This window comes from Bartonella sp. bp_1 (assembly GCF_055808085.1).
In genome coordinates this window covers 2,116,915-2,141,286 of sequence record NZ_CM147851.1, presented here as the reverse complement: position 1 = coordinate 2,141,286, position 24,372 = coordinate 2,116,915, and the positions used below count along the sequence as shown (strand labels likewise).

At 47.1% G+C, this 24,372-nt stretch carries 20 protein-coding genes; 8 read left to right on the top strand and 12 right to left on the bottom strand.

The genetic code is table 11. The annotated features are described in order from the left end of the window. The first annotated feature begins 97 nt into the window (after nucleotides 1-97). The 5 genes from ACYZ97_RS10680 to ybaK all read left to right on the top strand — a co-directional run bounded on the left by ACYZ97_RS10680 (nucleotide 98) and on the right by ybaK (nucleotide 6,172). Nucleotides 98-898 (top strand): exodeoxyribonuclease III, encoded by an 801-nt coding sequence (locus ACYZ97_RS10680; protein WP_473298753.1) that lies wholly within the window; start codon nucleotides 98-100, stop codon nucleotides 896-898. Between the two features lie 123 nt (nucleotides 899-1,021). Beyond that, complete coding sequence (locus tag ACYZ97_RS10675) at nucleotides 1,022-2,485, top strand: efflux transporter outer membrane subunit (protein WP_473298751.1); 1,464 nt, start codon at nucleotides 1,022-1,024, stop codon at nucleotides 2,483-2,485. A 4-nt stretch (nucleotides 2,486-2,489) separates the two neighbouring features. Continuing rightward, nucleotides 2,490-3,692, top strand: coding sequence for an efflux RND transporter periplasmic adaptor subunit (locus ACYZ97_RS10670; protein WP_473298750.1), 1,203 nt, complete (start codon nucleotides 2,490-2,492; stop codon nucleotides 3,690-3,692). Next, nucleotides 3,693-5,675: a MacB family efflux pump subunit gene (locus tag ACYZ97_RS10665; protein WP_473298748.1), complete on the top strand. Its 1,983-nt coding sequence runs from the start codon at nucleotides 3,693-3,695 to the stop codon at nucleotides 5,673-5,675. A 23-nt stretch (nucleotides 5,676-5,698) separates the two neighbouring features. Continuing rightward, a complete protein-coding gene (gene ybaK / locus ACYZ97_RS10660) occupies nucleotides 5,699-6,172 on the top strand; it encodes a Cys-tRNA(Pro) deacylase (RefSeq protein ID WP_473298746.1) in 474 nt (157 codons plus the stop codon). A 156-nt stretch (nucleotides 6,173-6,328) separates the two neighbouring features. On the opposite strand, the gene ACYZ97_RS10655 is transcribed toward ybaK, so the two are convergent. The 4 genes from ACYZ97_RS10655 to ftsE all read right to left on the bottom strand — a co-directional run bounded on the left by ACYZ97_RS10655 (nucleotide 6,329) and on the right by ftsE (nucleotide 10,171). Beyond that, nucleotides 6,329-7,768 carry an NAD-dependent succinate-semialdehyde dehydrogenase gene (locus tag ACYZ97_RS10655; protein WP_473298744.1) on the bottom strand — a complete coding sequence of 480 codons (1,440 nt, stop codon included), beginning with the start codon at nucleotides 7,766-7,768 and terminating at the stop codon, nucleotides 6,329-6,331. A 105-nt stretch (nucleotides 7,769-7,873) separates the two neighbouring features. Further along, a complete protein-coding gene (locus tag ACYZ97_RS10650; protein WP_473298742.1) occupies nucleotides 7,874-8,551 on the bottom strand; it encodes a YdcF family protein in 678 nt (225 codons plus the stop codon). Beyond that, nucleotides 8,548-9,519, bottom strand: a complete 972-nt coding sequence (locus ACYZ97_RS10645; RefSeq protein ID WP_473298740.1) for a cell division protein FtsX — start codon at nucleotides 9,517-9,519, stop codon at nucleotides 8,548-8,550. Before ACYZ97_RS10645 ends, ACYZ97_RS10650 begins: the two co-directional genes overlap by 4 nt. Then, complete coding sequence (ftsE, locus tag ACYZ97_RS10640) at nucleotides 9,512-10,171, bottom strand: cell division ATP-binding protein FtsE (RefSeq protein WP_473298738.1); 660 nt, start codon at nucleotides 10,169-10,171, stop codon at nucleotides 9,512-9,514. The genes ACYZ97_RS10645 and ftsE overlap by 8 nt, the downstream gene beginning before the upstream one ends. A gap of 199 nt (nucleotides 10,172-10,370) precedes the next feature. Between ftsE and hpt the strand changes: the two genes are divergently transcribed. Beyond that, nucleotides 10,371-10,907: a hypoxanthine phosphoribosyltransferase gene (gene hpt / locus ACYZ97_RS10635; RefSeq protein WP_473298737.1), complete on the top strand. Its 537-nt coding sequence runs from the start codon at nucleotides 10,371-10,373 to the stop codon at nucleotides 10,905-10,907. A 28-nt stretch (nucleotides 10,908-10,935) separates the two neighbouring features. Here the strand turns inward: hpt and ACYZ97_RS10630 are convergent, their stop codons facing one another. The 5 genes from ACYZ97_RS10630 to ffh form a co-directional block, all read right to left on the bottom strand. Continuing rightward, a complete protein-coding gene (locus tag ACYZ97_RS10630; protein WP_473298735.1) occupies nucleotides 10,936-11,562 on the bottom strand; it encodes a TetR/AcrR family transcriptional regulator in 627 nt (208 codons plus the stop codon). Nucleotides 11,563-11,610: 48 nt separating this feature from the next. Next, nucleotides 11,611-12,978: a sensor histidine kinase gene (locus tag ACYZ97_RS10625; protein WP_473298733.1), complete on the bottom strand. Its 1,368-nt coding sequence runs from the start codon at nucleotides 12,976-12,978 to the stop codon at nucleotides 11,611-11,613. A gap of 295 nt (nucleotides 12,979-13,273) precedes the next feature. Next, nucleotides 13,274-13,729 (bottom strand): 30S ribosomal protein S16, encoded by a 456-nt coding sequence (gene rpsP / locus ACYZ97_RS10620; RefSeq protein WP_473298731.1) that lies wholly within the window; start codon nucleotides 13,727-13,729, stop codon nucleotides 13,274-13,276. Between the two features lie 41 nt (nucleotides 13,730-13,770). After that, the gene (locus ACYZ97_RS10615) at nucleotides 13,771-14,073 is read right to left on the bottom strand and encodes a chorismate mutase (protein ID WP_473298729.1); all 303 of its coding nucleotides are present in this window, start codon (nucleotides 14,071-14,073) and stop codon (nucleotides 13,771-13,773) included. A 5-nt stretch (nucleotides 14,074-14,078) separates the two neighbouring features. Then, entirely contained in the window at nucleotides 14,079-15,632 is a 1,554-nt protein-coding gene (gene ffh, locus ACYZ97_RS10610; RefSeq protein ID WP_473298728.1) for a signal recognition particle protein, read from the bottom strand. Nucleotides 15,633-15,981: 349 nt separating this feature from the next. On the opposite strand from ffh, the gene ACYZ97_RS10605 reads away from it, so the two are divergent. Continuing rightward, complete coding sequence (locus ACYZ97_RS10605; RefSeq protein ID WP_473300689.1) at nucleotides 15,982-16,800, top strand: lytic murein transglycosylase; 819 nt, start codon at nucleotides 15,982-15,984, stop codon at nucleotides 16,798-16,800. A 63-nt stretch (nucleotides 16,801-16,863) separates the two neighbouring features. On the opposite strand, the gene ACYZ97_RS10600 is transcribed toward ACYZ97_RS10605, so the two are convergent. From ACYZ97_RS10600 to pdxY, 3 genes are read right to left on the bottom strand one after another with little or no spacing between them, the layout of a single operon-like run. Then, a complete protein-coding gene (locus ACYZ97_RS10600) occupies nucleotides 16,864-17,745 on the bottom strand; it encodes an AEC family transporter (RefSeq protein ID WP_473298727.1) in 882 nt (293 codons plus the stop codon). A gap of 30 nt (nucleotides 17,746-17,775) precedes the next feature. Next, nucleotides 17,776-18,417 carry a carbonic anhydrase gene (locus ACYZ97_RS10595; RefSeq protein ID WP_473298726.1) on the bottom strand — a complete coding sequence of 214 codons (642 nt, stop codon included), beginning with the start codon at nucleotides 18,415-18,417 and terminating at the stop codon, nucleotides 17,776-17,778. Beyond that, on the bottom strand, nucleotides 18,414-19,292 hold the full coding sequence (gene pdxY / locus ACYZ97_RS10590) for a pyridoxal kinase (protein WP_473298724.1): 879 nt from the start codon (nucleotides 19,290-19,292) through the stop codon (nucleotides 18,414-18,416). The genes ACYZ97_RS10595 and pdxY overlap by 4 nt, the downstream gene beginning before the upstream one ends. 292 nt (nucleotides 19,293-19,584) lie before the next feature. Between pdxY and ACYZ97_RS10585 the strand changes: the two genes are divergently transcribed. Next, nucleotides 19,585-24,372, top strand: coding sequence for an NAD-glutamate dehydrogenase (locus tag ACYZ97_RS10585; RefSeq protein WP_473298723.1), 4,788 nt, complete (start codon nucleotides 19,585-19,587; stop codon nucleotides 24,370-24,372).

Here is a 24,372-nt window from a genome sequence, read left to right as displayed (position 1 = left end):
TCTTCGGGAAGAACAGAAATAGCTGACTGATCTGACTTTTGTTTTGTGAAGGCTGGCGTTAGAACAGACAGATCTTATCAATTTGAAAGCCTATAGAATGTCTTTTTCTGTTGCTACATGGAATATCAACTCAGTTCGTTTACGCCTTCCAATTGTTTTAAAATATTTGGAAATGGCAAAACCGGATGTTTTGTGTTTGCAAGAAACCAAATGTCCCGATGACCAGTTTCCAGTCAAGGCTTTCAAGGCAGCGGGTTATGAATATATGGCGATTAGCGGCCAGAAGGGCTATCATGGTGTGGCAATCCTTTCGCGTCTGCCTCTTCATGGTGTTGATAAAATCAGATTTTGCGATAAAGCGGATTGTCGTCATGTCTCTGCAGTTGTCGATGCGTTGGGCAAAAATATCCGTATCCATAATTTTTATGTACCTGCCGGTGGTGATGAACCGGATCCTGATATCAATCCGAAATTCCGCCATAAGCTTGATTTTTTAAAGGAAATGGAAGATGTGCGCGCCGAGTATGATGACAAGCATGCTTCTATTCTTGTCGGTGATCTTAATATTGCACCACTTGAACATGATGTCTGGTCACATAAGCAGCTCTTAAAAATTGTTTCTCATACACCTGTTGAGACACAGGGCCTTGAAGCCTTGCGTCAACAAGGTGGTTGGGTTGACCTGATGCGTCAGTTCATGCCGGAGCCGGAAAAAATCTATACATGGTGGAGCTATCGCGCTAAGGATTGGGAAATATCCAATCGCGGCCGCCGTCTTGATCATATTTGGTCGTCAAAAAATATTGCGCCGTCTTTGAAGGATATTGCGATTTTGAGTGAAGCGCGTGGTTGGGAAAAGCCATCTGATCATGTGCCGGTAAAAGCGGATTTTTCATAAAATAGATTTTTTGCCGGTTCATACTGTATTCATGTCTTTTCATTTATGAACAAAATTTCACGAGCTTTCATCTCTGCTCTATGTCATAGACAATCGTCAACCGAGTGAAGAGGCGTCAAATTTATGGAAAAATACGCAATGTCATATCTGCGGTTTTTCGCTTTTGGTCTGCCTGTTCTGCTTTCTGGCTGTGTTGTCGGACCGGACTATAAAAAACCGGCTGTTTCTACGCCGGCTTTATGGGGGCAGACATCCAAAGAAACACCACCAAAGCCCGCCGAGATTGCCGGTTGGTGGCGTCAGCTTCATGATCCATTGCTCAATAGTTTGGTTGATGAGGCTATGCGTGGCAATAATGATGTCGCAACCGCCAAGGCCAAAGTGCGCGAGGCACGCGCTTCTTTATGGCAGGAAACGGGAACTTTGTTGCCGAGCCTTGATGCATCGGGTTCAGGCAGCCGCAATCGTTCAGGAGGCGGGCCGGAAACAAGCCAGTATCGTGGCGGCTTTGATTCCCGTTGGGAGATTGATCTGTTTGGTGCCAATCAGCGGGCTATTGAAGGTGCCAAATACGGTCTTGATGCTGCAGGGGAAGATTTGCGTGCAACAACTGTCACGTTGATCGGTGATGTGGCATCCAATTATGTCGAAGCGCGTGGCTTGCAGCAAAAATTGGCACTGACCCGACGGACGGCTGCCGCTCAACGCCAAACAGCGCAGTTGACGCGTGATAAATTTGTTGCCGGCGCTGTGTCGCAACTGGACGTTTCCAACGCTGAGGGACAGGCTGCCAGTACAGAAGCCTCCATTCCCCAGATGGAGAGCCAGTTGGCAACGACGTTACACCGTTTATCGGTTCTGACAGGTCGTACGCCTACAGCACTTAATGATGTGATGAAAAAGACAGCACCGATTCCACGACCACAATGGCCGATACCGGCAGGTATTCCTGCTGATATTTTGTTGACACGTCCCGATGTACGTGTTGCCGAGCGTCGTTTTGCGCAGTCAACAGCCCAGATCGGTGTGCGTGAAGCGGCCCGTTACCCGTCTGTCAGCCTTACAGGTACTATTGCCGGAGCAGCTTCACAGGCTGGTCAATTGGCACGGGAATCCAATATCAATTGGTCATTTGGTCCGGGAATCAGTATACCGCTGTTTAATGGTGGTCAGCGTGAAGCGGCGGTTGCTGTGGCCCGTGCCCAGCGTGACCAGTCTTTTATTGCCTATCGTGCCAGTGTGTTGACAGCATTGGAAGATGTTGAAAATGCGCTTGTTGCTTTACGCAAGGAACGTCAGCGCCAGAGTAAACTGGTACAATCGGCTGCAAGTTATGCCAAAGCGCTCGAGCTTTCACGCAGGCTTTATACGAGTGGTAATACATCTTTCCTGGAGCTGCTCAATGCCGAGCGCTCCCATTATTCAGCTGAACAGTCGGCTATTGATAGCCGTGTTGCCATTACCAATGACTATATTGCCTTGATGAAGGCGCTAGGCGGTGGCTGGGATGGTGTGGTGGATACAAGTAAAGCGGAAGTGGTCGATGGTTATACCGGACCCCATCTGAAAACAGTCAGGCAGGAATAGAAAGATGGTCGCATTCGTCCGTAAAAATATTTTGATTTCTCTTGTCGGCTTTGTTGTTTTATTGGGCCTGCTTTTCTGGCTGGGTGGAGCATTCTCGTCCGGTAATGCGACAAATTATATGACGACACCGGTTAAACGTGGTGATCTGGAAGTCAATGTATTAGCGACCGGTATTGTTAAACCCCATCGGTTGGTGGCAGTGGGTGCACGGGCAACAGGCCGTATTATTGCCATGCATGTGCAGCCCGGTTCGATTGTTAAACAGGGTGATCTTCTGGCTGAAATTGATCCGACAACACAGCAGAATGATTTAAAAAGCAAACAGGCGGCTTTGGCTAATTATCGCGCCCGGCTTGATGAGTTGCAGGCGCAGCAGATATTGGCAAAGCAGAATTTGGTGCGCAGCCAAACCATGATCAAATCCAATGCGGTATCAAAAGCTGATTATGATAGTGCGGATGCACAGGTGAAAGTTGTCACTGCACAGATCGAGCAGTTGAAAGCACAAATTATTCAGGCCGAGGTCGATGTCGAGACAGCCCAGGTCAATCTTGGTTATACGCGTGTGACAGCGCCTTCGGATGGTACAGTTTTGGCAACAGTCGTACAGGAAGGGCAGAACGTCAATGCCGTGCAGTCGGCACCGACGATTGTCATTCTCGGTGATCTTTCTGTCATGACGGTGCGGGCTGAAATTTCGGAGGCCGATATTGTCAATGTCCATAAAGGACAGGAACTTTATTTCAATGTGATCGGTAATCCCGACCGGCGTTATGTTGGCAAGCTTGAAACGATTGAACCGGCCCCTGAATCCATCCGTAATGATATCAGTTTCAATTCCAGTGCCAGTGCAACATCCACATCATCGTCACAGGCTATTTATTATAATGGTACATTCAATATTGATAATGCTGACAATGCATTGAAAACATATATGACAGCAGAGGTCCATATCATTCTCGGACATGCCAAAGATGCCTTATTGGTGCCGGTGAGCGCACTTTCAAAAGTTCAAGGCAAAAAAGCGGTTGTCTATGTTTTAGAAAATGGAAAGCCCGTTGCCCGTGATGTCGAGATCGGCCTTGATAACAAGGTGATGGCCGAAGTTAAACAGGGTCTTCTTGAAAATGAAACGGTGATTACCGGATCAAGTGACGGGTTATCGGCATCCGGTTCAGGCTCGAAACGCCGTATGGGGCCTTTTTAAGTGATGGCAAAAAGGGATGATATTGTTATTGCGTTGAAAGGTGTGCGGCGTGATTTCCCTGCCGGCGAAACCTTTGTCAGTGTCTTGAAGCATATCGATCTTGATATCAAGCGTGGAGAGATGGTGGCGATTGTCGGTGCGTCCGGTTCAGGCAAATCGACATTGATGAATATTCTAGGCTGCCTTGATCGGCCGACAGCGGGTAGCTATCGGGTGTCGGGCAAGGAAACATCCAAACTTGACGCCGATCAATTGTCCGAGCTGCGTCGTGAACATTTTGGTTTTATTTTCCAGCGTTATCATTTGCTGGGTGAACTGACGGCGTTGGGAAATGTTGAAATTCCAGCGATTTATTCCGGCCAGATGCCTGAAGAACGTAAGCGCCGTGCCGGTGAATTATTGACCCGTTTGGGGATGGGCGAACGTATCCACCATCGTCCGGGACAATTATCGGGTGGCCAGCAACAACGCGTTTCTATTGCTCGTGCCTTGATGAATGATGGCGAGGTTATTCTGGCTGATGAGCCAACCGGTGCACTTGATCGCCATAGCGGTGAAGAAGTGCTGCGGATTTTGGAAGAACTCCATGCTGAAGGGCGCACTATTATCATCGTGACCCATGATATGAGTGTGGCGGAGCGTGCTGAACGTATTATTGAAATTAGCGATGGCGAGATTATTGGCGATCGTGCCAATAAGCCGCGTGAAAAAGAAACAGGTAAAAGTGATTTGGGTGCAGCCGATGCACAACTGGGTGCTTCTGTGGGATTGTTGCGTGCGGTGATCGATCGCTTTGTTGAAGCTTTCCGTATGGCGATTTTGTCAATGAATGCCCATCGGATGCGTACATTTTTGACCATGTTGGGTGTTATTATTGGTATTGCGGCTGTTGTTTCTATGGTGGCGCTGGGTAACGGGACACAAAAGCAGATATTGGAAAATATCAACTCGCTTGGCACTAATACACTCAATATTTATGCTGGCAAAAGTTTTGCCGATATGCGTTCGGGCAAAGTGACAACACTGGTTGATTCCGATGCGGTTGCATTAAGCCAGCAACCTTATGCTGCCGCTGTGACGCCGACAGTATCTACAAACAGCACGGTGCGTTATGGGTCGCTTGAATCCAATGCATCTGTTTCCGGTGTCAGTGACCAGTTTTTTGAAGCGCAGGGTGCTAAACTGGTTGAGGGGCAATTATTTGATGCGCGAAGTGTGCGTCAACGAGCACTTGACCTGGTCGTAGAAAAACAGGCAGTAACAACACTTTTTCCCAATGCGACTGACAGTCCTATCGGTAAGGTTGTTCTGGTCGGCAAAGTGGCGGCAAGAATTGTCGGCGTTGTTGAATTGCAGCAATTTGGCCCGTCATCTGCGGATACATTACAGCTCTATCTGCCCTATACAACGGTGCAAACACGTTTTCTCGGCAATACTCAATTGCGGTCAATTACACTCAAGATTGCCGATAATGTTGATTCTCGTTTGGCAGAAAAGGCAGTTAAACAGTTTTTGATAACACGCCACGGTTCTGAAGATTTCTTTATCCGCAATTCAGAAGAATTTCGTGAGCAAGTTACCGCCAGTACCAATGTTCTGACATTGTTGGTTGCGTCCATTGCGTTGATCTCGTTGATGGTTGGTGGTATCGGCGTGATGAATATCATGCTGGTAACAGTGTCGGAGCGTATCAATGAAATTGGGGTTAGAATGGCGGTTGGTGCGCGCCAGAGTGATATATTGCAACAGTTTCTGATCGAGGCTGTTCTGGTTTGTCTGCTTGGCGGAATTTTGGGTATCCTGTTTGGTCTTTCGGTTGGTTGGTTTTTTGTGATTATCGGCGCACCGTTCAAGTTGGTGTATTCGACAGGGTCTATTCTGATTGCTTTTCTATTCTCGACCTTGATTGGTATCGGATTTGGCTTTTTACCGGCACGCAATGCGTCTAAACTGGATCCGGTTGCAGCATTGGCAAGGGATTGAGGGAGGAGGACAAGGATATTGTTATGTCGAAGACTACACCGGCAACGGTTTTTTTGATCAAGAATAATATTTCTTTTGAATTGAGAACCTATCAATATGATCCGGACGCCGATCGTGTTGGCATACAAGCAGCAGAGGCAATTGGTGCCGATCCGGCACAAGTGTTCAAGACACTCATGGTGAAGGTGGATGGCAAGCCGCATGTGGCGGTCCTGCCTTCTGATCAAGAAGCCAATATGAAAAAACTGGCTTCCGCATTTCAAGGCAAACATGCCGAAATGATGAAGGTCGAGGAAGCTGAAAAATTGACCGGCTATAAGGTTGGCGGAATTTCTCCATTTGGTCAACGTCGTCAATGCCCGACAGTATTTGAAGAAAGTGCCTTGCTCTTTGATCATATCTATATCAATGGCGGTGGTCGCGGTTTGCAGGTCTATCTTGCGCCTCAACAGGCGGTTGACAGCCTCAAGGCATTGATTGCCGATTTTTCACGATGAAAGCGCTATGATATGGTGATAACAATCCTGCGCGGTTAGAAGATTTTAAAAGTTTTTTGACGGTTGTCTATGATGTCGATTGATCGGGAAATCTTCGGTGATCATTCCCAGCTTCAGATTGTATGAAGCTGGGATCAACCAGTTTGATCGTTTCTTTTATACGGCCAGCGTTACGAATTTAATATCCATATAGGGATCGATGGCATAGGGGCCGCCTTCGGTGCCATAACCTGAATCTTTGATGCCGCCAAAAGGTACTTCTTGAAGCGCAAGCCCATTATGGTTGATGGTGGTCATACCGGCTTCGACTTCTTGTGCCAGGCGATGGGCGCGTGCTGCCGACTTGGTAAAGGCATAGGATGCTAAGCCATAACGTAAGCGATTGGCTTCTGTGATCATGTCATCATCGTTTTTATAGCGGTTGACGATTGCAACAGGGCCGAAGGGCTCTTCGTTCATCATCTCGGCATTTGTCGGCACATTGGTGAGAATAGTCGGCTCGAAGAAATAGCCCTTATTGCCAATACGCTTGCCGCCGGTCTCTAATTTTGCACCTTTGGATATGGCTTCGGAGATCATCCGCTCCATGGCAGGGATGCGTCGTTCATTGGCAAGCGGACCCATTTCGGTTGTGGCGTCAAGGCCATTGCCGACTTTAAGTGCTTTGGCGGCTTTAACAAGTTTTTCAAGATATTCGTCATAGACCTTGTCATGAATGATAAAGCGCGTTGGCGCTACGCAGACTTGACCGGCATTACGAAACTTGGCTGCGGCTGCAACGTTTACCGCTTGATCGATATCGGCATCGTCAAAAACAAGTACCGGTGCGTGGCCTCCTAACTCCATCGTGGATTTTTTCATATGTTGGCCGGCCAGTGCTGCCAGATGTTTGCCAACGGCGGTCGAGCCGGTGAAAGAAATTTTCTCAATGACTGGATGGGGGATGAAAAATTCTGAAATTTCAGCCGGTTTACCGAAGATCAGTGCAATGACACCGGCCGGTACGCCAGCATCGATGAAACACTGGATCATGGCTGCAGGAGAAGCAGGCGTTTCTTCGGGTGCTTTGATAACAATCGAACAACCGGCGGCCAGTGCTGCCGACAATTTGCGTACGATCTGGTTGATCGGGAAATTCCAAGGTGTAAAGGCAGCGACAGGGCCAACGGGACGGCGAATGACCTGCTGGCTTACATTGCTGCTACGCGATGGAATGACTAACCCATAGGCACGTCGGGTTTCTTCGGCAAACCAGTCAATCGTATCGGCGGCTCCTATTGTTTCGGTTTTCGCCTGCGCCAATGGTTTCCCTTGTTCACGTGTCATGATCCAGGCAATTTCGTCGGCCCGCTCCCGTAACAGGTTGGCAGCTTTGCGCATGATTTTCATCCGCTCAAAGGGAACGACTTCTTTCCATATTTTAAAACCACGGGCGATAGACTGGGCGATTTCTTCCATGTCATCGTAATTGGCGTGGGCAACATGGCTGATGATTTCCTCTGTTGCCGGATCAATGACGGCAATCGGCTCGTTTTTACCATCACGCCATTGGTTCTCGATTAGCAGTTTGGTATTGCGATATTGATAGTTGGTCATAAATCTTTCCTCACTTAAAAATCCCTTGATCATTGAATTTATGATAGGCATATCCAACTGTCATTCAACCCACGTCTGTGTGAAATGGGTGAGAGGCAGATTTATTCAGATGAAAAAGCGGCGTATTTCCGCACCGATGAATTTGATATATTCATCCAGCAGCAGGCGCAATTCATTTATGCCTGAAAGCCACCCGTTTTCATGTTTAGTCGGTGCCTTGACCGCATAAGGCAGGAATGTCACATCGGGCATGACTTTTTTAAATTCACGCATACTGCGCAACATATGGTAATCATTGGTTACAATGTAGACTTTGTGATAATTGTGTTCGTTGATCCATCGGGCTGCTTCGGCAGCATTGCCAATTGTGCTATCTGCTTCATAGCCAAGGTCAACACAGCAGGCAAACAATGTCGGGTCAGCACCTGTAATGCGGATCAGGGTCTGTACATTGGTTGCAGGATTGACACCGCTGACCAGTAGTCGTCGGCCAATACCGTTTTCAAGAAGTTCAAGACCGACACCCAGTCGTGATTGGGCTCCTGTCAGAACAACGATGGCATCGGCAGGTTGTGGTTTTTCAGATGGCGTGAAAGCATTGATTTTTTCGCTGAACCAGACAAAACCTGTGCCAAAAATAACGATGATGACTAATAATATCAAAGTTACCGGAGGTAGATGTTTGAAAAAACGTTGCCGCCAACGCAAGCGGCGGATTGTACGCAAACGACGCTTGCGTGTCTCATCGGCATCATTGCGTGGTTTTTCAAGTGGCGAAGTCAAAATAGGTCACTCTGGTGGCGATCAATATCGCGTAGCATTCTGATAATGGTCAGGCGGCTGGTGAGCATGGTTAGCATACCAACGCAGACGGTTAGAATAACAATTTCGATGTAGGTTGTCATGTTGATAGAAAAATTGCCGAAAAGAGCAGCAGCCTGATCAGCTTCTGGCGTTGCCATATTGCGCGATGACCATATTGAAAAAATAAAAAATATGATGATGGCGGCAAGTCCTCCAATCGATGCACCTTTAAGACCGGTTTTAAAAAAATGGATATCGAACTGGCGGGCAATGAAACGGGATTGTGCGCCGATGAAATGAAGAACCTCGACAATATGGGCATTACCGGCCAGTGCCCCGCGGGTTGCAAAGACGACGGTCAATGTCAGAGCGCTTAAGACCAGAAAAAATATGGTAAGACCTGTGAGGACACTGGCGCGTGCCATGGTGACAAGACGGTCAACCCAGTTGCGATGGTCGTCAAAACTTGCTCCCGGTATCTGCTTGGCAATAGCGGCAGAAATTGTAGAAAAGTCAGGCATTTGTTGTTCGTCAAGTGTTACGATAACAAGGCGTGGTATGGGGAGATCATCCAATTCAAGACCACTGCCGAGCCATGGTTCCAATAGGCGGTATGTCGCATCTTTATCAATGATTTCGGCGTTCTTTACGCCGGGAAATGTCTTGACCAGATCGGCTGCCTGTTTGAGTGTCGTATCCATAACGAGACCATCTTGTGGCCGGATTTGAATAGTAGCCTCACGTGAGATTTGGCTTTCCCAGTTTTTTGCCTGTTCTTGTACAAGATTGACAGAGCCCAACGCCAGACAGGCTAGAAATGTCATAATGGCAATAACAATCGTCAGCGCTTTGCCGGTTACATCGCCAGCCGGTACAATCGGGTTTTGTGTATCGGTGCGATTGGCTGTCAGTCGGCGTTTGCTGCGTGATTTGGGAAGGTCAGTCATAAATATGCAGCCTTCCTTTATTGAGAATCATACGCCTTGCATCGACTTGTTCCATCAGGCCAATATCATGGGTTGCAATGACAACAGCTGTTCCGAGCCGGTTCAATTCGACAAATAGGCGTAGAAGGCGCTGCGCCAGTGTCGGATCGACATTGCCAGTCGGTTCGTCGGCAAGTAATATTTCTGGTTGGTCGATCAATGCACGCGCAATGGCCGCACGCTGTTTTTCACCGCCTGACAGCACTGGGGGCGGGACATCCATTCGTTCACCTAGGCCTACCCAGTGTAAAAGTTCCTGTACTTCATGACGGTAAGTTGCTTCTTCGCGGCCTCGTACTCTTAAAGGAAGGGAAACATTCTCATAGGTGGTTAAGTGGTCCAATAGGCGGAAATCCTGAAAAACAATACCGATGCGCTGGCGCAATGCGGGCATATCATGCGCGCGCAGCAAGGCTGTATCCTGTTCAAAAACATTGATGAGGCCGCGGGTCGGGCGCATAGCCAAAAACATCAATCGTAATAGCGACGTTTTCCCGGCACCCGATGGGCCTGTCAGAAATTGAAAAGAGCCCGGCGGAATGTAAAAACTGACGTCACGGAGCACTTCCGGCCCCATGCCATAACGCAAGCCTACATTTTCAAATCGAATCACGCGTTTCTGACCTGTTATGTCTATTTTTTTATTATGTCGGAACGTCATGTTTTTTTCATGACTGAAAATGTTGTTCCGGCATTAAAAAAACGTTATCACATTCTTCCAATTATTAATGAATATGATTAAAACCACGTTAAAATGCCAATTATTTCGCTGATTTGTCGGCGTATTGCTTCATTAGAACAGGATTGTTGTTATGCCGGTGATTGATGGAAAAAATATTGAAGTACTTTTTTCAACCGAAGAAATTGCCGAGCGCAATAAAGCCATTGCGCAAGCTGTGGCGCAAGCTAAACCTAATAATCTCCTGGTTTTGCCTATTCTCAAGGGTTCCTTTATTTTTGCAGCAGATCTGATCCGCGCTTTACATGAGGCCGGTGTTGTTTCGACAGTCGAGTTCATTACAGTGTCAAGCTATGGTACCGGTACGACAAGTGGCGATATCAAATTATTGCATGATGTCGATAGTGATATTTCAGGACGGGACGTTCTGTTGATTGATGACATTCTGGAATCTGGAAAAACCTTGAAATTTGTCCGTGATCTCATTGCCAAACGCGGAGCACAGCGTATTTTTATCGCGGCATTGTTGGATAAGCCGATGAAACGTCAAGCCGATATTGAAGCTGATTTTGTCGGGTTCAAATGTCCGGATCAATTTGTTGTCGGCTATGGCATGGATGCTGCCCACGCTTTTCGACAGCTTCCTTTTGTCGGTGTGATCAAGGAATAGTATTGGTGAGGTTTTGAGTCTCAAAACTTTATAAATTGTCGTTTTGCAGACCTATGACAATTAGTCGAATAAGTTTTTCAATCTGCCCGTCAAGTTGATCTTCACGGACGCCGACATCGCGACTGTCAAGACCAAGGCGGATCAGGCCATGAACGGCTGAAAAGACAGTCTGTGCAAAAAGGGCAATGTCGTTATGGTCGGCCGAGACCATCAATTCTGCCAAAGGTGTCTCGACAAATTTGAATGGTCTCATCCGGTCTGATGTAACCCATTGTGGCAGATTTTCTTTATTGTTGAAGCGTGGATCAAAAAGACTATCCCATAAATGGTAGTTTGTACGCGCAAAGTGATGATAGGTTTGGGCAACCAGAACAAGCCGGTCTTGCGGTGCGCTTTTATCCTGCCCTTTGAGGCTATTAATGATGGCGGCTTCAAGGCGCTCAAGCGTATGAGAGGCTACCAGTAGAATGATTTCATCAAGATCGCTGACGAGATTATATATGCTGCCAATTGAGACACCGAGTGCACTTGCAAGATCGCGTGCTTTCAGATTCTGGAGTCCATTTTCGGCAATGGCTTGTTGTGCAAGCAGAACAAGCTTTTGACGTTGTAGCAAACGTTTGGATTCAATTTTGGTCAAGGATAAATCATTCATGAACAACGTTCATATCACTAGGAGCGTTTGCCGGCAAGCATATTGTTCTCATGGAAAGACATCATTATGGATCGGGGCAACCAGACGATAACAAAGGCCTGTTGGGTTATAGTCAAGTTGGCTTGTACCTCTAAAGCTGGCTGGTAAAAGGCGTTCTATTAGTTTTGAACCGAAGCCATTTCGCCGTGGTTTTTCAACTTTCGGGCCGCCCTCTTCACGCCATTGAAAGGTAAAGTTATCATTTTGCTTTGACCAATGGATGATAACGCGGCCGTCCATTATGGACAGAGCACCATATTTGACAGCATTGGTGGATAGCTCATGTAGCGCTAGTGCAATGGATAGGGCCGCTTGTGGTGATAGGTTCACTTTAGGGCCGTCAATAGTAAAACGTGGATGATTGCTACCATGTATATCGAGACTGGCTTCAACAATTGTTTGCAAATCGGCACTTTTGGCAGCACCATGGGTTAATATATCCTGTGCACGGGCAAGTGCTGCAATACGGGTTGAAAAGTCATTTTTGGCTTCAATGGCGGGTGCATTATTGTTCAATGCCTGATTGGCAATGCTTTGTACAATTGCGAGAATATTTTTAACCCGATGTGCTAATTCCTGCGAGAGTATGGCCTGTTTTTCCTGTGCTTCACGGCGTTCTGTTACGTCTTGTAAAACACCAAGAATTCGGTGGAATTTATTATCGGCCTGTTTGGATGGTGCGGCTTCGGCCCAATAGCCCATCCAGCGGATTTTCTGATCATTGATACGTTGGATGGGAAACTCCAGATGCAGAATGGCGCTTTCACCATCAATGGTCTCAAGAATTTGCCGAGCGAGATTATTTTTGTCGTTGATGAGGCAGTCAATAAATTGAGAAAAAGGCATTTCTGCTTGTGTTTCAAGGCCGAGAAGACGGCAAAATTGTTCTGTCGGTTCAATTATTTTACGGTCAAGATCAATTTCAAAGGCACCGATACCGGCAGCTTCTTGTGCCAGACGCACCCGTTCTTCCGACAGTCGTAAGGCTTCAGCCTGTTGACGCTCAGACGTACGATTACGAACAATTTTTAAAAAGCCCTGTTGTTTGCCGTCATCGTCAAAAAAGGCCTGAAGATCGCCAGAAGCCCAGAAGAAACTATTATCTTTGCGTTTATGCCATCGTTCGACAGGGTCAAGATGATGAAGGCTTGCCATTTCTCGTCTTTTTGCGGGTTGCCCTGTTTTGCGGTCTTCATCCGTGAAGAGAATGTCTAATGGTTGGCCGATAATTTCTGTTTCTTTCCAGCCAAACAATTTTTGGGCTCCAGAACTCCAGCTTAGAATATGGCCGTTCATGTCAGCTGTCATGATTGCATAATCGAGTGCGTTGTCTAAAATAAGCTTATTGCGCCAATCTTGATTTTTAGCCCGCTTCATTTCTACTCGCTCCGTTTATGCCATTTCAGCTTGTGGGTGATGACAAAGATACTATGCTCGGCATGTACAATATAATGGATTTCAATATATTGGTAAAAGGATGCTTTTAATATCGGTGTTGTCGAATTAAAAGCTCTATCGGGTCAACTCTTTAGGACCTTATACATCGGGTGTTTTATCGACCAATGTCTAAAAGCTGTTCCTGAATACAAAACAGGAAAATAAAAATTTATATTAAGTTGATTTGTAAAAAAGGGACGCAAGGCGTCCCTTTTTAAAGTTTATCTATTTACTTTTAGGCATTTGCTTCTTCAGCGGGTGCTTCAGTTGTAGCAACAGCTTCTTCAGCCACGGCTTCTACCGGAGCTTCTTCAACGGCCGGAGCCGCGGCTGCGGCTTCAGCAGCAGCTTTTGAATCTTCTTCAGCCTGCTTTGCAGCAGCAATACGCTCTTGAGCTTTTTTGCCTGGCTCGGCTTTTTTCGGGTTACTGCGTGCTGGACGCTTAACAAGACCGGCCACGTCAAGGAAACGAAGTACGCGATCTGTCGGCTGAGCGCCGTGGCCCAACCAATATTCGATACGGGCTGTTTCTAGTTTTACACGATCACCATCTTTTGGCAGCATCGGATTCCAGAAGCCAACTTTTTCGATGAAACGACCATCGCGTGGGCTGCGAACGTCAGCCACAACAATGTGGTAGTAAGGGCGTTTCTTGGAGCCCGCACGGGCTAGACGGATTTTCAACGACATATTTTTTCTCCTATTGTCGGTTCTGGTCTTGCGACCAATTTTTAGCCTTTATGTTTAGAGGCTGTATCTTCATGATGGCGGATAACTTCCTTGACGATGAAATTGAGAAATTTTTCTGCAAAATCAGGATCAAGATGGCTTTCTTCAGCCAGCTTGCGCAGCCGGATGATTTGACGCTGTTCGCGAGAAGGATCGGCAGGCGGCAATTGGTATTTGGCTTTGAGTATGCCTACAGCTTTGGTGCAGCGGAAGCGTTCTGCCAAAATATGAACGAGGGCGGCATCAAAATTATCAATAGATGCACGCAGTTCCAGAAGTTCGTCAGGTAATTTATTTTCACTCATGATTTTTATTTCTTTTTAGGTAGGCCCGGTAAGCCGGGCAATTTAGGGCCGCCGGAAAGACTCGGAAGGCCGCCACCTATACTACCGGGGAGACCGGGCAATTTATTGCCAAGGCCGGCACTTTCAGCCTGTTTTTGCAAGGCCTCCAATTGTTTAGGATCCATTGAAGAAAGGTCAGGCATACCGCCGCCCATGCCGCCGCCAAAACCAAGTTTTGCGCCCAGCCCGCCCATCATTTGCTTCATCAGGCCGCCTTTACCTTTACCGCCCATGGCTTTCATCATATCGGCCATCTGGCGATGCATTTTCAAAAGCTTGTTGATGTCGGCGGCTGATGTGCCGGAACCTTTGGCAATACGTTGTTTGCGGCTATGTTTTAGAATGTCCGGATTGGCACGTTCTTTGCGTGTCATGGACGAGATAATGGCCAGTTGGCGGTTGAAAATGCTATCATCCAAACCGGCTGCAGTCATCTGGTCTTTCATTTTTCCCATACCGGGCATCATGCCCATAATGCCGCCCATGCCACCAAGTTTTTTCATCTGTTTTAATTGTTCGGCCAGATCGTCAAGATCGAATTTGCCAGCCTGCATTTTTTTGGCAAGGGCAGCAGCTTTTTCCTGATCGATATTTTCGGCGGCTTTTTCAACCAGCGAGACAATGTCGCCCATGCCCAAAATACGATCGGCAATACGCTTGGGGTGGAAATCTTCCAAAGCGTCCATTTTTTCGCCGGTGGCGATTGCCTTGATCGGTTTGCCGGTCACAGCACGCATGGAAAGAGCAGCGCCGCCGCGACCATCACCGTCCATACGGGTCAGGACAATACCGGTAATACCGACACGTTCGTCAAAAGAACGTGCTAAATTCACAGCATCCTGACCGGTCAGACTATCGGCCACAAGCAGAATTTCATGTGGATTGGACTTGGCCTTGATTTCGGCCATTTCCACCATCAACGGTTCGTCAATATGGGTACGGCCAGCTGTATCAAGAATAACAATGTCATGGCCGCCGAGTTTGGCTGCCTGTACGGCACGCGCAGCAATTTCGACCGGAGATTGTCCGGCAATGATTGGCAGGGTGGCAATCTGTGTCTGTTCACCAAGCTGGCGTAATTGTTCTTGTGCGGCAGGGCGGCGGGTATCCAGCGACGCCATTAAAACTTTTTTGTTTTGTTTTTCTGTGAAGCGCTTTGCAACTTTTGCCGAGGTGGTGGTTTTACCCGAACCTTGTAAACCCACCATCATGATTACAACCGGTGCTGGTGCGTTTAGATCAATAAAAACGCCTTCTTTACCAAGCATTTCGATGAGTTCATCGTGAACAATCTTGACGACCATCTGTCCCGGCTTGATGGACTTCAATATATTGGCACCAACAGCCTTTTCACGGACGCGGTCGGTAAAAGAGCGCACAACATCAAGTGCCACATCGGCTTCGATCAAGGCACGGCGTACCTCGCGAAGTGCACTTGTGACATCCTGTTCCGACAAGGCACCGCGGCCTGTCAGATTATTCAGGATGGAACCAAGGCGTTCCTGCAAGGATTCAAACATGCTTTCACTCTTTAGTTTTATGCCTTTTCTTCAAAATGGATAACCATATTGAAAAGACAGCATTATTTTGCGGTTATAGACACGTCAAAAGCTTTTGGCACCCGAGGGCGCATCGCGCTGTCGGGTGTTGACTTCCGGGATCTTTTTATACCGTTAAGGGTCCCGGTCAGTGGCTCCAAGTGCATACCTGTCGCAGATTTATACTCTTCAAATAGGAAAACAGGTAAAGAGTCAAGTTTTTTCAGTTCGCTAATGTCTGCAAAAGCCGCCAACCTCTTTTTTTCTCGTCAAAGTTGTTATATGGCAAAGGGATCATTGCATGAAGTTGTCAGGAGATAAGGATTTGACAATGTCTTATAAGGCGGCCCTCAAAACGGGCGTTATTTTTATGGGGTTCGCTTTGGGGCTGGGAACGGCTATTGCAGCACCTAAATGTGGCAATAACTCTGCCGGCTTTAATAATTGGCTTGCCGAATTCAAGCAGGAAGCTGCGGCTCAAGGAGTTGGCAAACGTGGTATGGCAGCACTTGGCAATGTCAAATATTCGCAGGCAACCATTAGTGCCGATCGCGGACAAAAAAGTTTCAAGCTGAGCCTGAGTCAATTCATGCAAAAGCGTGGATCTGCATCCATTGTTGCCCGTGGCAAGATAATGAAGAAACAAAATGCCGCCCTTTTTGCCCGTCTGGAACAAAAATATGGTGTGCCTGCCGGCCCGATTATCGCTATTTGGGGTATGGAAACCGCATTTGGTTCTTATATGGGCAAGCAGCATACATTGTCGGCTGTCGCAACCCTTTCTTATGATTGCCGTCGTTCGGCTTTCTTTACCGAACAGCTTTATGCGGCATTGAAACTGATTGATCGTGGTGATTTTGATCCTAATTCAGTTGGTGCGATGCATGGTGAAATCGGCCAGACGCAGTTTTTGCCGAAAAATGTTTTGCTTTATGGTGCTGATGGTGATGGTAACGGCCATATCGACATGATCCATTCACGGGCGGATGCATTGGCATCAACAGCCAATTTCCTGAAAGGCCATGGTTGGCGTGCCGGCGCCGGTTATCAGCTGGGCGAGCCGAATTTTTCGGCAATACAGGGCTGGAATGCTGCCAGTGTCTACCAGCAGGCAATTGCCATTATGGGCAAACAGATTGACGGTAACTGATAAAAGCCTTATCCGCCATTTATAAAACCGGTCTAAAAGACCGGTTTTTTTATTCATAGAAACTCATGTCGTGATCAGGGCATAAAGCATAATCAGGAAGATACTGATTATGGTGCCGATGGATATAAGTGATGTCGACCTGCCGGATTTCATATAATATGTTTCTAGAACAATAATGGCGGCACCGGGTGGTAGAAGGCCGATAAAATAAAAGATGACAAGATTATTTTTAATCAGGGCAATATTGAAGTAATAGCCATAAATGACAACAAGGCTGATCAGCGATGAGAAACAGATGAAGCGTAAAGCTGCCATCCACAAGGCCGTCCATAACTCTTTTTTGCTATACCATTTTGTTCCGGCTATCCATGAGCCTAATACGAACATGCCAAGAGCACTCATGGCGACTTTAGAGATTTGATAGGGATAATGGATAATTGGTTCGATCAAATGGCTGATAGGAATAAGTGCCAGGCCGATGAAAATAGAAAATATCATTGGTGATTTGAAGGTCTTGATCAGGCGGCCCATGAGATGGGCATCACGAATCATCATGACAACTCCGGCTGTATTGCCGAAAACGGAGCTGCCAACATAGGCGGCAATCATTACCATGGCGGCCTGGTCGCCATAAAGGGAAACGACCAGTGGCATGCCGAGCCAGCCGATATTGAGATAACAAAAGCAGAGGCTCTTGATGATATCTTTTGATAGAATGAAAAAGCCAGCGAGCATGATTGCCATGGTCATCATTATGGAAATCATAATGATGAAAACACCGCTTTCGTGAAAAAAGATATTATAGACGACGACGATGGGAATGACGATATTGGTTAAGGCAGAGGATGCAAACCAACAGATATGCCCCTTTTTATCGAGCTTGAAATGTGTAACTAGAATACCGGCAGTCATATAGAGAAAAGGAAAAGCCACTGAAATTGTCATGGTGTTTCCTTTATTTGTTCATGGTCGTTTTCAAAGTTCGGGTCGTAAAAAATCACCAGTTGCTTTTTCCATAACCCATAATTCGCCAGTTGAAATATCAAACCATGCGCCATGCAGGGTCAGTGTTCCTTCATCCTCACGCTTTTTAAGCCATGGGAATGTGCGTAGATTTTCTAATGAATAACGGATTGAAATACGTTCTAATGCTGTCTGGCGTTCCCCTGCTGTCATGAGATTATTGGCGGCAACGCTTTCTGCCGCCGGTGCCAGTAGGCCCATCCATTGGCCGATAAAGTCATCAGACGATAAAGGTTTTGATTTAAGGTCAAGTGCATTTTGGATGCCGCCGCAACGACCATGGCCAAGCACAATAATATGTTTGACCTGCAAAGCCTGAACCGCATATTCGAGAGCGGCAGATGTTGCGTGATATTCACCATCGGGATGGAAGGGTGGCACCTGATTGGCCACATTGCGCATGACAAAGATCTCGCCTGGATCGGTGTCGAAAATATTTTCCGGTGCTGCGCGTGAATCGCAACAGGCAATGACCATGGTTTCCGGCGCCTGACCTTCTTTGGCTAGATGTTGGTAGCGTGAGCGCTCGTTGGAAAAACGGGTGGACATGAAATTGCGATAGCCATCAAGCAGCTTTTTGGGAAGATCTGTCATAATGAAGAGGCTTTCTTTATACTTTTTTTGTTGTCGATGTGGCGCAGATCAATATGGGTGAGTGGTTCACTCAAGGCATTAAGCGATGATTCACGTAACAGTTCATAGCCGCCATTTTTCATAGTATGTTGTAATACGCTATAAACAGAAGCTGTTGTCCGTCGTAAGGCTTCCAATTTATCCAGTCCGTTGAGAAGATGTACCAGGAAAAGCGTGCCTGTCAAATCACCCAGTCCATTAACCGGGTTATCAACTAAAGGATGTTCGGCCAGAATGGCATCATCCGGTGTTACCAGCAGGTTTCCGGTGCTATTTTTTAAAAACGGCCATGCCGATGTTATTAATACAGTTGGTCGTTTAAGGCTGCGAGCTGCATCTATTATGGCTTGATTGTCGTCAAGCTTGCGATTGCTTATCCATTCAAGCTCTGAACGATTGGGTTTGGCAATATCGGCAAGTGGCAACAGTTTGTCGCGTACAGCGATTGCTGTATCTTCGCGTATATAAAGGCCACCTTCATCCCCCATGACTGGATCACAGACATAAAGAAGATCATCATTTTTCTCTTTTAGCTTATTGATAAGATCAGCAACGATTGCAACTTGTTCAGGCGAGACAAAATAGCCGGTCAGAACAGCGCCGATTTCATGACGCCATGGTGATTTGAGAATGTCTTGTGCCCAGCCCTGAAAATCCTGTTCGGAAATATTCAGCCGGTGTGATTTTCCATGGTCCGGCTGCCATGTCATGGAGACGGTTAACATAGACCATACCGGAAATCCGAAATATTCAAGTGCAAAAACACAGCCGCGACTGCCGACAGAGCCGCGTATGACATGACTGGAAATAACAAGCACCGACTTTTTTATTGTCATAACGACAGCCTCTTTGGTGTATGAAGCATTTATTGTGACTTAACGCTTCATTCGGTTCTTAACAAGCATCTATTTTTAAACGGGCTATGGTTGGTATGCGGGGTGTTGAATTGATTTTCATCAAAATAACGGAATTTTTAGCTTATTTTTGATAAAAAACACAAACTTTTGAAGAAAATAGTGCAGGTTTTTGAAAATAACAGTGTTTTTCAGGTCATTTTCGTCCCATATGTTAGAAATGCTGGTTTGAGGAACAGCAAAGCGAGACTTTGGTTATAGGGAGATTGTCTTGATGAACAAGACCACGCAGGAATCATTCACCGATATTGCCATTTCAAGAAAAAAGCCTAAATCGGGCTGCCTATTACCATTGCTTTTCGGATCGGTCTCCGAGGAAGACCGTTGCCTCTATAAGAATGAGACATTGATAAAAGCTGCAGATATGGCGTTTGAGGTGTTAATCGGTCAGAAAGCGGGCAAGCCGAATATTAGTATTGAAAATGCGGCTTTGGAACGTGAGGGTGTACCACTCAGTGTTCTGACGATTGTCAATGACAATAAACCTTTTCTACTTGATTCCGTTATGAATGTTATCAATGAAGCGCGTGTGCCGATTTATCTTGTCGTGCATCCGGTTTTTGACTTGCAGGAAGAGGGCAAGGAACGACTGGTTCTGACGGCAGAGGCTCCGACATCATCAGCGCCGAAAGGTAAACGTCGTATCAGTGTGATGCAGATTCATATGCAGCTTTTATCTAAAGCCCAGACCAAAGATCTAAAAAAAGCCCTGTCGGATGTTTTGATGCAGGTGGCTGCTGCGGTCGAGGACTGGCCGGAAATACTCAAACGCGTTGAAGGGCTGGCTAAAAAATATGAAAAGAAGGTGCCAGCCAAATATCGTGAAAAGGCTGCTCAGGCAGTCGAATTTTTACGCTGGTTGATGGATAATAATTTTACTTTTCTGGGTGCGCGTGCCTATGACTTCAAAAAGGGTAAAAATCCGCAAACAGCTTTTAAGGCCAGTGGTTTGAAGCTGGGCATCCTAACGGATGCATCCGTACGTATTATCGGTGATGCACGGGTTGAAGAGGCGCCAAGCGAAGTTCTTTCCTTTATGGAAAGTGATGACATACTGATTGTAACCAAGGCTAACAGCCGAACGATGGTACATCGTCCGGTATGGCTTGATTATATTGGCATCAAGCTGTTTGATGATAAGGGAAAATTGACGGGTGAGTTGCGCATTGTCGGCCTTTTTACATCGGTTGCCTATACCAGCTCTGTCTTGAAAGTGCCGTTCTTGAAGCAGAAGGCCAAGGCCGTAGTCGAGCGTCTTGGCTTTAATGCGTCTGACCACTCCGGCAAGGCGTTGATCAATGTGCTGGAAAATTATCCGCGCGATGAAATGTTTAGGGCCGATATTGATACATTGGTTGAAAATATCCGTCTTATTCTGGAGCTTGGTGAAGTGCCGCGCGTGCGTGCACTTGCCCATGCTGATCCATTTGGCCGGTTTGTCTCGGTTCTGGTCTACGTACCGCGTGATCGTTATGATTCATCGATCCGTGAGAAAATCGGAACTTATTTGATGGAGATTTATGGTGGGGATCTTTTCGAGTTCCAGCCATTGTTTCTCGAAGGTGCCCTGACACGTGTCTATTATGTTGTCCATCGCAAGGGCAGTGAGGCAGCACCCCAATATTCGCGACAAAAGCTTGAAGGCGATATTGGCGCGCTTATTCGCAATTGGGAAGACAATATCTATCTTGCCGCCCATGATACAAAGATACCGCAGGAACAGATAATGCTGGCGGTATCTTTCCCGGAAAGCTATCGCAATGGTTTTGGGCTGGAAAATGCCTTGCAGGATGCGGCCCATATTCTGTCACTGGATGAAGCCAATCCGCTTTATGTCGAATTTTTCCACCATCGTGATGATGGGGCGTTTTCAGCATCTTTGAAATTGTTCCACCGTGGTAGCGCTCTGGCACTTTCCGAACGTGTTCCCTTGTTGGAGAATATGGGGTTTCGGGTGATTGCTGAACAGACTTTGGAAATGCCCGATGGTCGTGGTCATAATGTTTATCTTCATGATATGCAGATTGACAACGCCTATGGTCAGCCTGTTGATTTGAGTGATAGTGGCAAGCGTCTGGCTGAGGCGTTTGAGGCAATCTGGGCTGAAAATGCGGCTGATGATGCATTCAATGCGCTGACACAGACGGCCAAGCTTGACTGGCATGAAATTGTTATTTTGCGTAGCTATGGCCGGTATCTGCAACAAGCAGGCATTTCCTATTCACAGAGCCGTTTGGCTCAGGCTTTGAATAGTTATCCGATGATCGCGCGTGATCTTTACCAGCTTTTCCAGTTGAAGTTTGATCCGGCATTCAAGGCCAAGGATAATACGCGGACAGAAAATACAATCCAGAATCGTATCGAACTTGAATTGCAAAATGTGCCAAGTCTTGATGATGATGTGATCTTGCGGCGGTTTCGTAATCTGATTGCTGCCAGTCTGCGTACTAATGCCTATCTTCGACAGGCGGATGGTTCTCCATGTCGTATTTTGGCGATCAAGTTTGATCCGCGTCAGGTTGACGGTTTGCCGGAACCACGTCCTTATCGTGAAATTTTTGTCTATGGGCCGGAAGTGGAAGGCGTGCATCTGCGTTTTGGTCCGGTGGCCCGTGGCGGTATCCGTTGGTCAGATCGCGGTGCAGATTATCGTACTGAAGTGTTGGGGCTGGTCAAGGCACAACAAGTCAAGAATGCTGTTATTGTGCCGGTTGGCTCGAAAGGCGGTTTCTATCCGCATAAATTGCCACAAAGCAATGATCGTGCATTGGTTGGTGAAGCGGCCCGTCAGGCTTATATTCTTTATATTTCGGCTATGCTTTCCATTACCGACAATCTTGTTAATGGCAAGGTTGTGCCGCCAAAAGGCATTATTCGCCATGATGGGGATGATCCCTATTTTGTCGTGGCTGCCGATAAGGGAACAGCAACTTTTTCCGATACAGCCAATGCTATCAGCCAGGCTCGGGATTTCTGGCTTGATGATGCGTTTGCTTCCGGTGGCTCTGCCGGTTATGACCATAAGGAAATGGGCATAACCGCAAAAGGGGCATGGGAGGCGGTCAAGCGTCATTTCCGTGAGCTTATGGATCGCGATATCCAAAAAGAAAGTTTCACCTGTGTCGGCGTTGGCGATATGTCAGGCGATGTCTTCGGCAATGGCATGTTGTTGTCGAAGCAGACAAAGCTGATTGCTGCTTTCGATCATCGCGATATCTTTATTGATCCGGATCCTGATACGACCAAATCCTATAATGAACGTGCCCGTCTATTCAAACTGCCGCGCTCAAGCTGGCAGGATTATGACAAGACCAAGCTTTCCAAGGGGGGCGGTGTCTTTTCGCGTTCGCTCAAGACAATTACCTTGTCACCGGAAGCGGCACGGGCGATCGGGTTTGACAAAAAGAGCGGCACACCTTTCGAGATTATGACGGCCATTTTGAAAGCACAGGTTGATCTGTTGTGGTTTGGTGGTATCGGTACCTATATTCGTAGTGAAACGGAAACGGATGCACAAGTCGGTGACCGCGCCAATGATGCGATTCGTATTACAGGTGCGGATGTGCGTGCCCGTATTATTGGCGAGGGAGCCAACCTTGGCGTTACCCAGCGTGGTCGTATCGAATATGCGATGAAAGGCGGGCGTTGTGAAACCGACGCTATTGATAATTCTGCCGGTGTCAATTGTTCCGACGTCGAGGTCAATATCAAGATTGCGTTGGCTTCTGCGATGCGGGCAGATCGTTTGACCCGCAAGGCCCGTGACAAATTATTGAAAGAGATGACACCCGATGTTTCCAAGCTGGTGCTGCGCAATAATTATCTGCAACCTTTGACCTTGTCATTGGCCGAAAAGCGCGGTGTGCTTGATCTGCCTTACCAGATACGTTTTATCAATGATCTGGAGCGTCATAAGTTGCTTGACCGGCAGGTGGAAATTCTACCTTCCGATCAGGCTCTGCGTGACCGTATGGCAGCAGGCAATGGTCTGACTCGACCGGAGCTGGCGGTTATCATGGCTTATGCCAAATTGACATTGCAGGATGAATTGACAAAAAGTCCATTAGTGGATGACGCTTATTTCAAGACAGCCTTGTTTGGCTATTTCCCGTCAGCAATGCAGAAAAAATATGCCGATGATATTGAAGGCCATCAGTTGCGTCGTGATATTATCGCAACCCTTCTGGCTAATGATGTCGTTAATCGGGGTGGCCCGACTTTTGTCAACCGGCTTCAGGATAAAACAGGCGCGGCCCAGGCCGATGTCATTCGTGCCTATATTGCAGTACGGGATGGTTTTGACATGATCTCGTTGTTTGACGAGATTGATGCGCTTGATAACAAGGTTTCAGGTAATACACAAAACCGTTTCTATATGGCCGTGATGTCCATGTTGTTTAATACAACCGGCTGGATATTGCGTAATCTTGATATGGCTGGCGGTTTGGCAAAGGCGGTGGAGGATATTCGTCAGGCACGTCAGATAATTGAAAAGCAGCTAGTTAAGATTGTACCGGTCTATCTGCGTAATCAGATGGATGAAAAGGCACGCCTTTATAGTACGGAAGGGGCACCAAAAGCACTGGCAGCACGTCTGGCGACCCTCGAGATTGCAACGATTATTCCTGATATTGCGCTGGTTGCGGGACAGGCTAAAAGTGATCTGGTCAAAACGGCCGATATCTATTTTGCTATTGCTGAAATGTTCCGTATCAACCGTATCGAGGATGCCGGTCGTTCCATTCCTGTTGTTGATTATTATGATGGTATGGCATTGGCGCAGGCCAATGATACGATTGCGGAAAGCCTGCGTGCCATTGTGCTGAAGGTCATTCGTACTTATGGCAAGGAGAAAGATCCGGTACAGGCATGGATGGATAAGGAGGGTGTCATTGTCGAGAATGCAATCACCCGCATGAACGCCTTAATTGAAGGTGATCTGAATATTTCCCGGTTCAGTGTTGCTGCCGGTATGATGTCGGGTCTTGCCCGCGGCGAATGA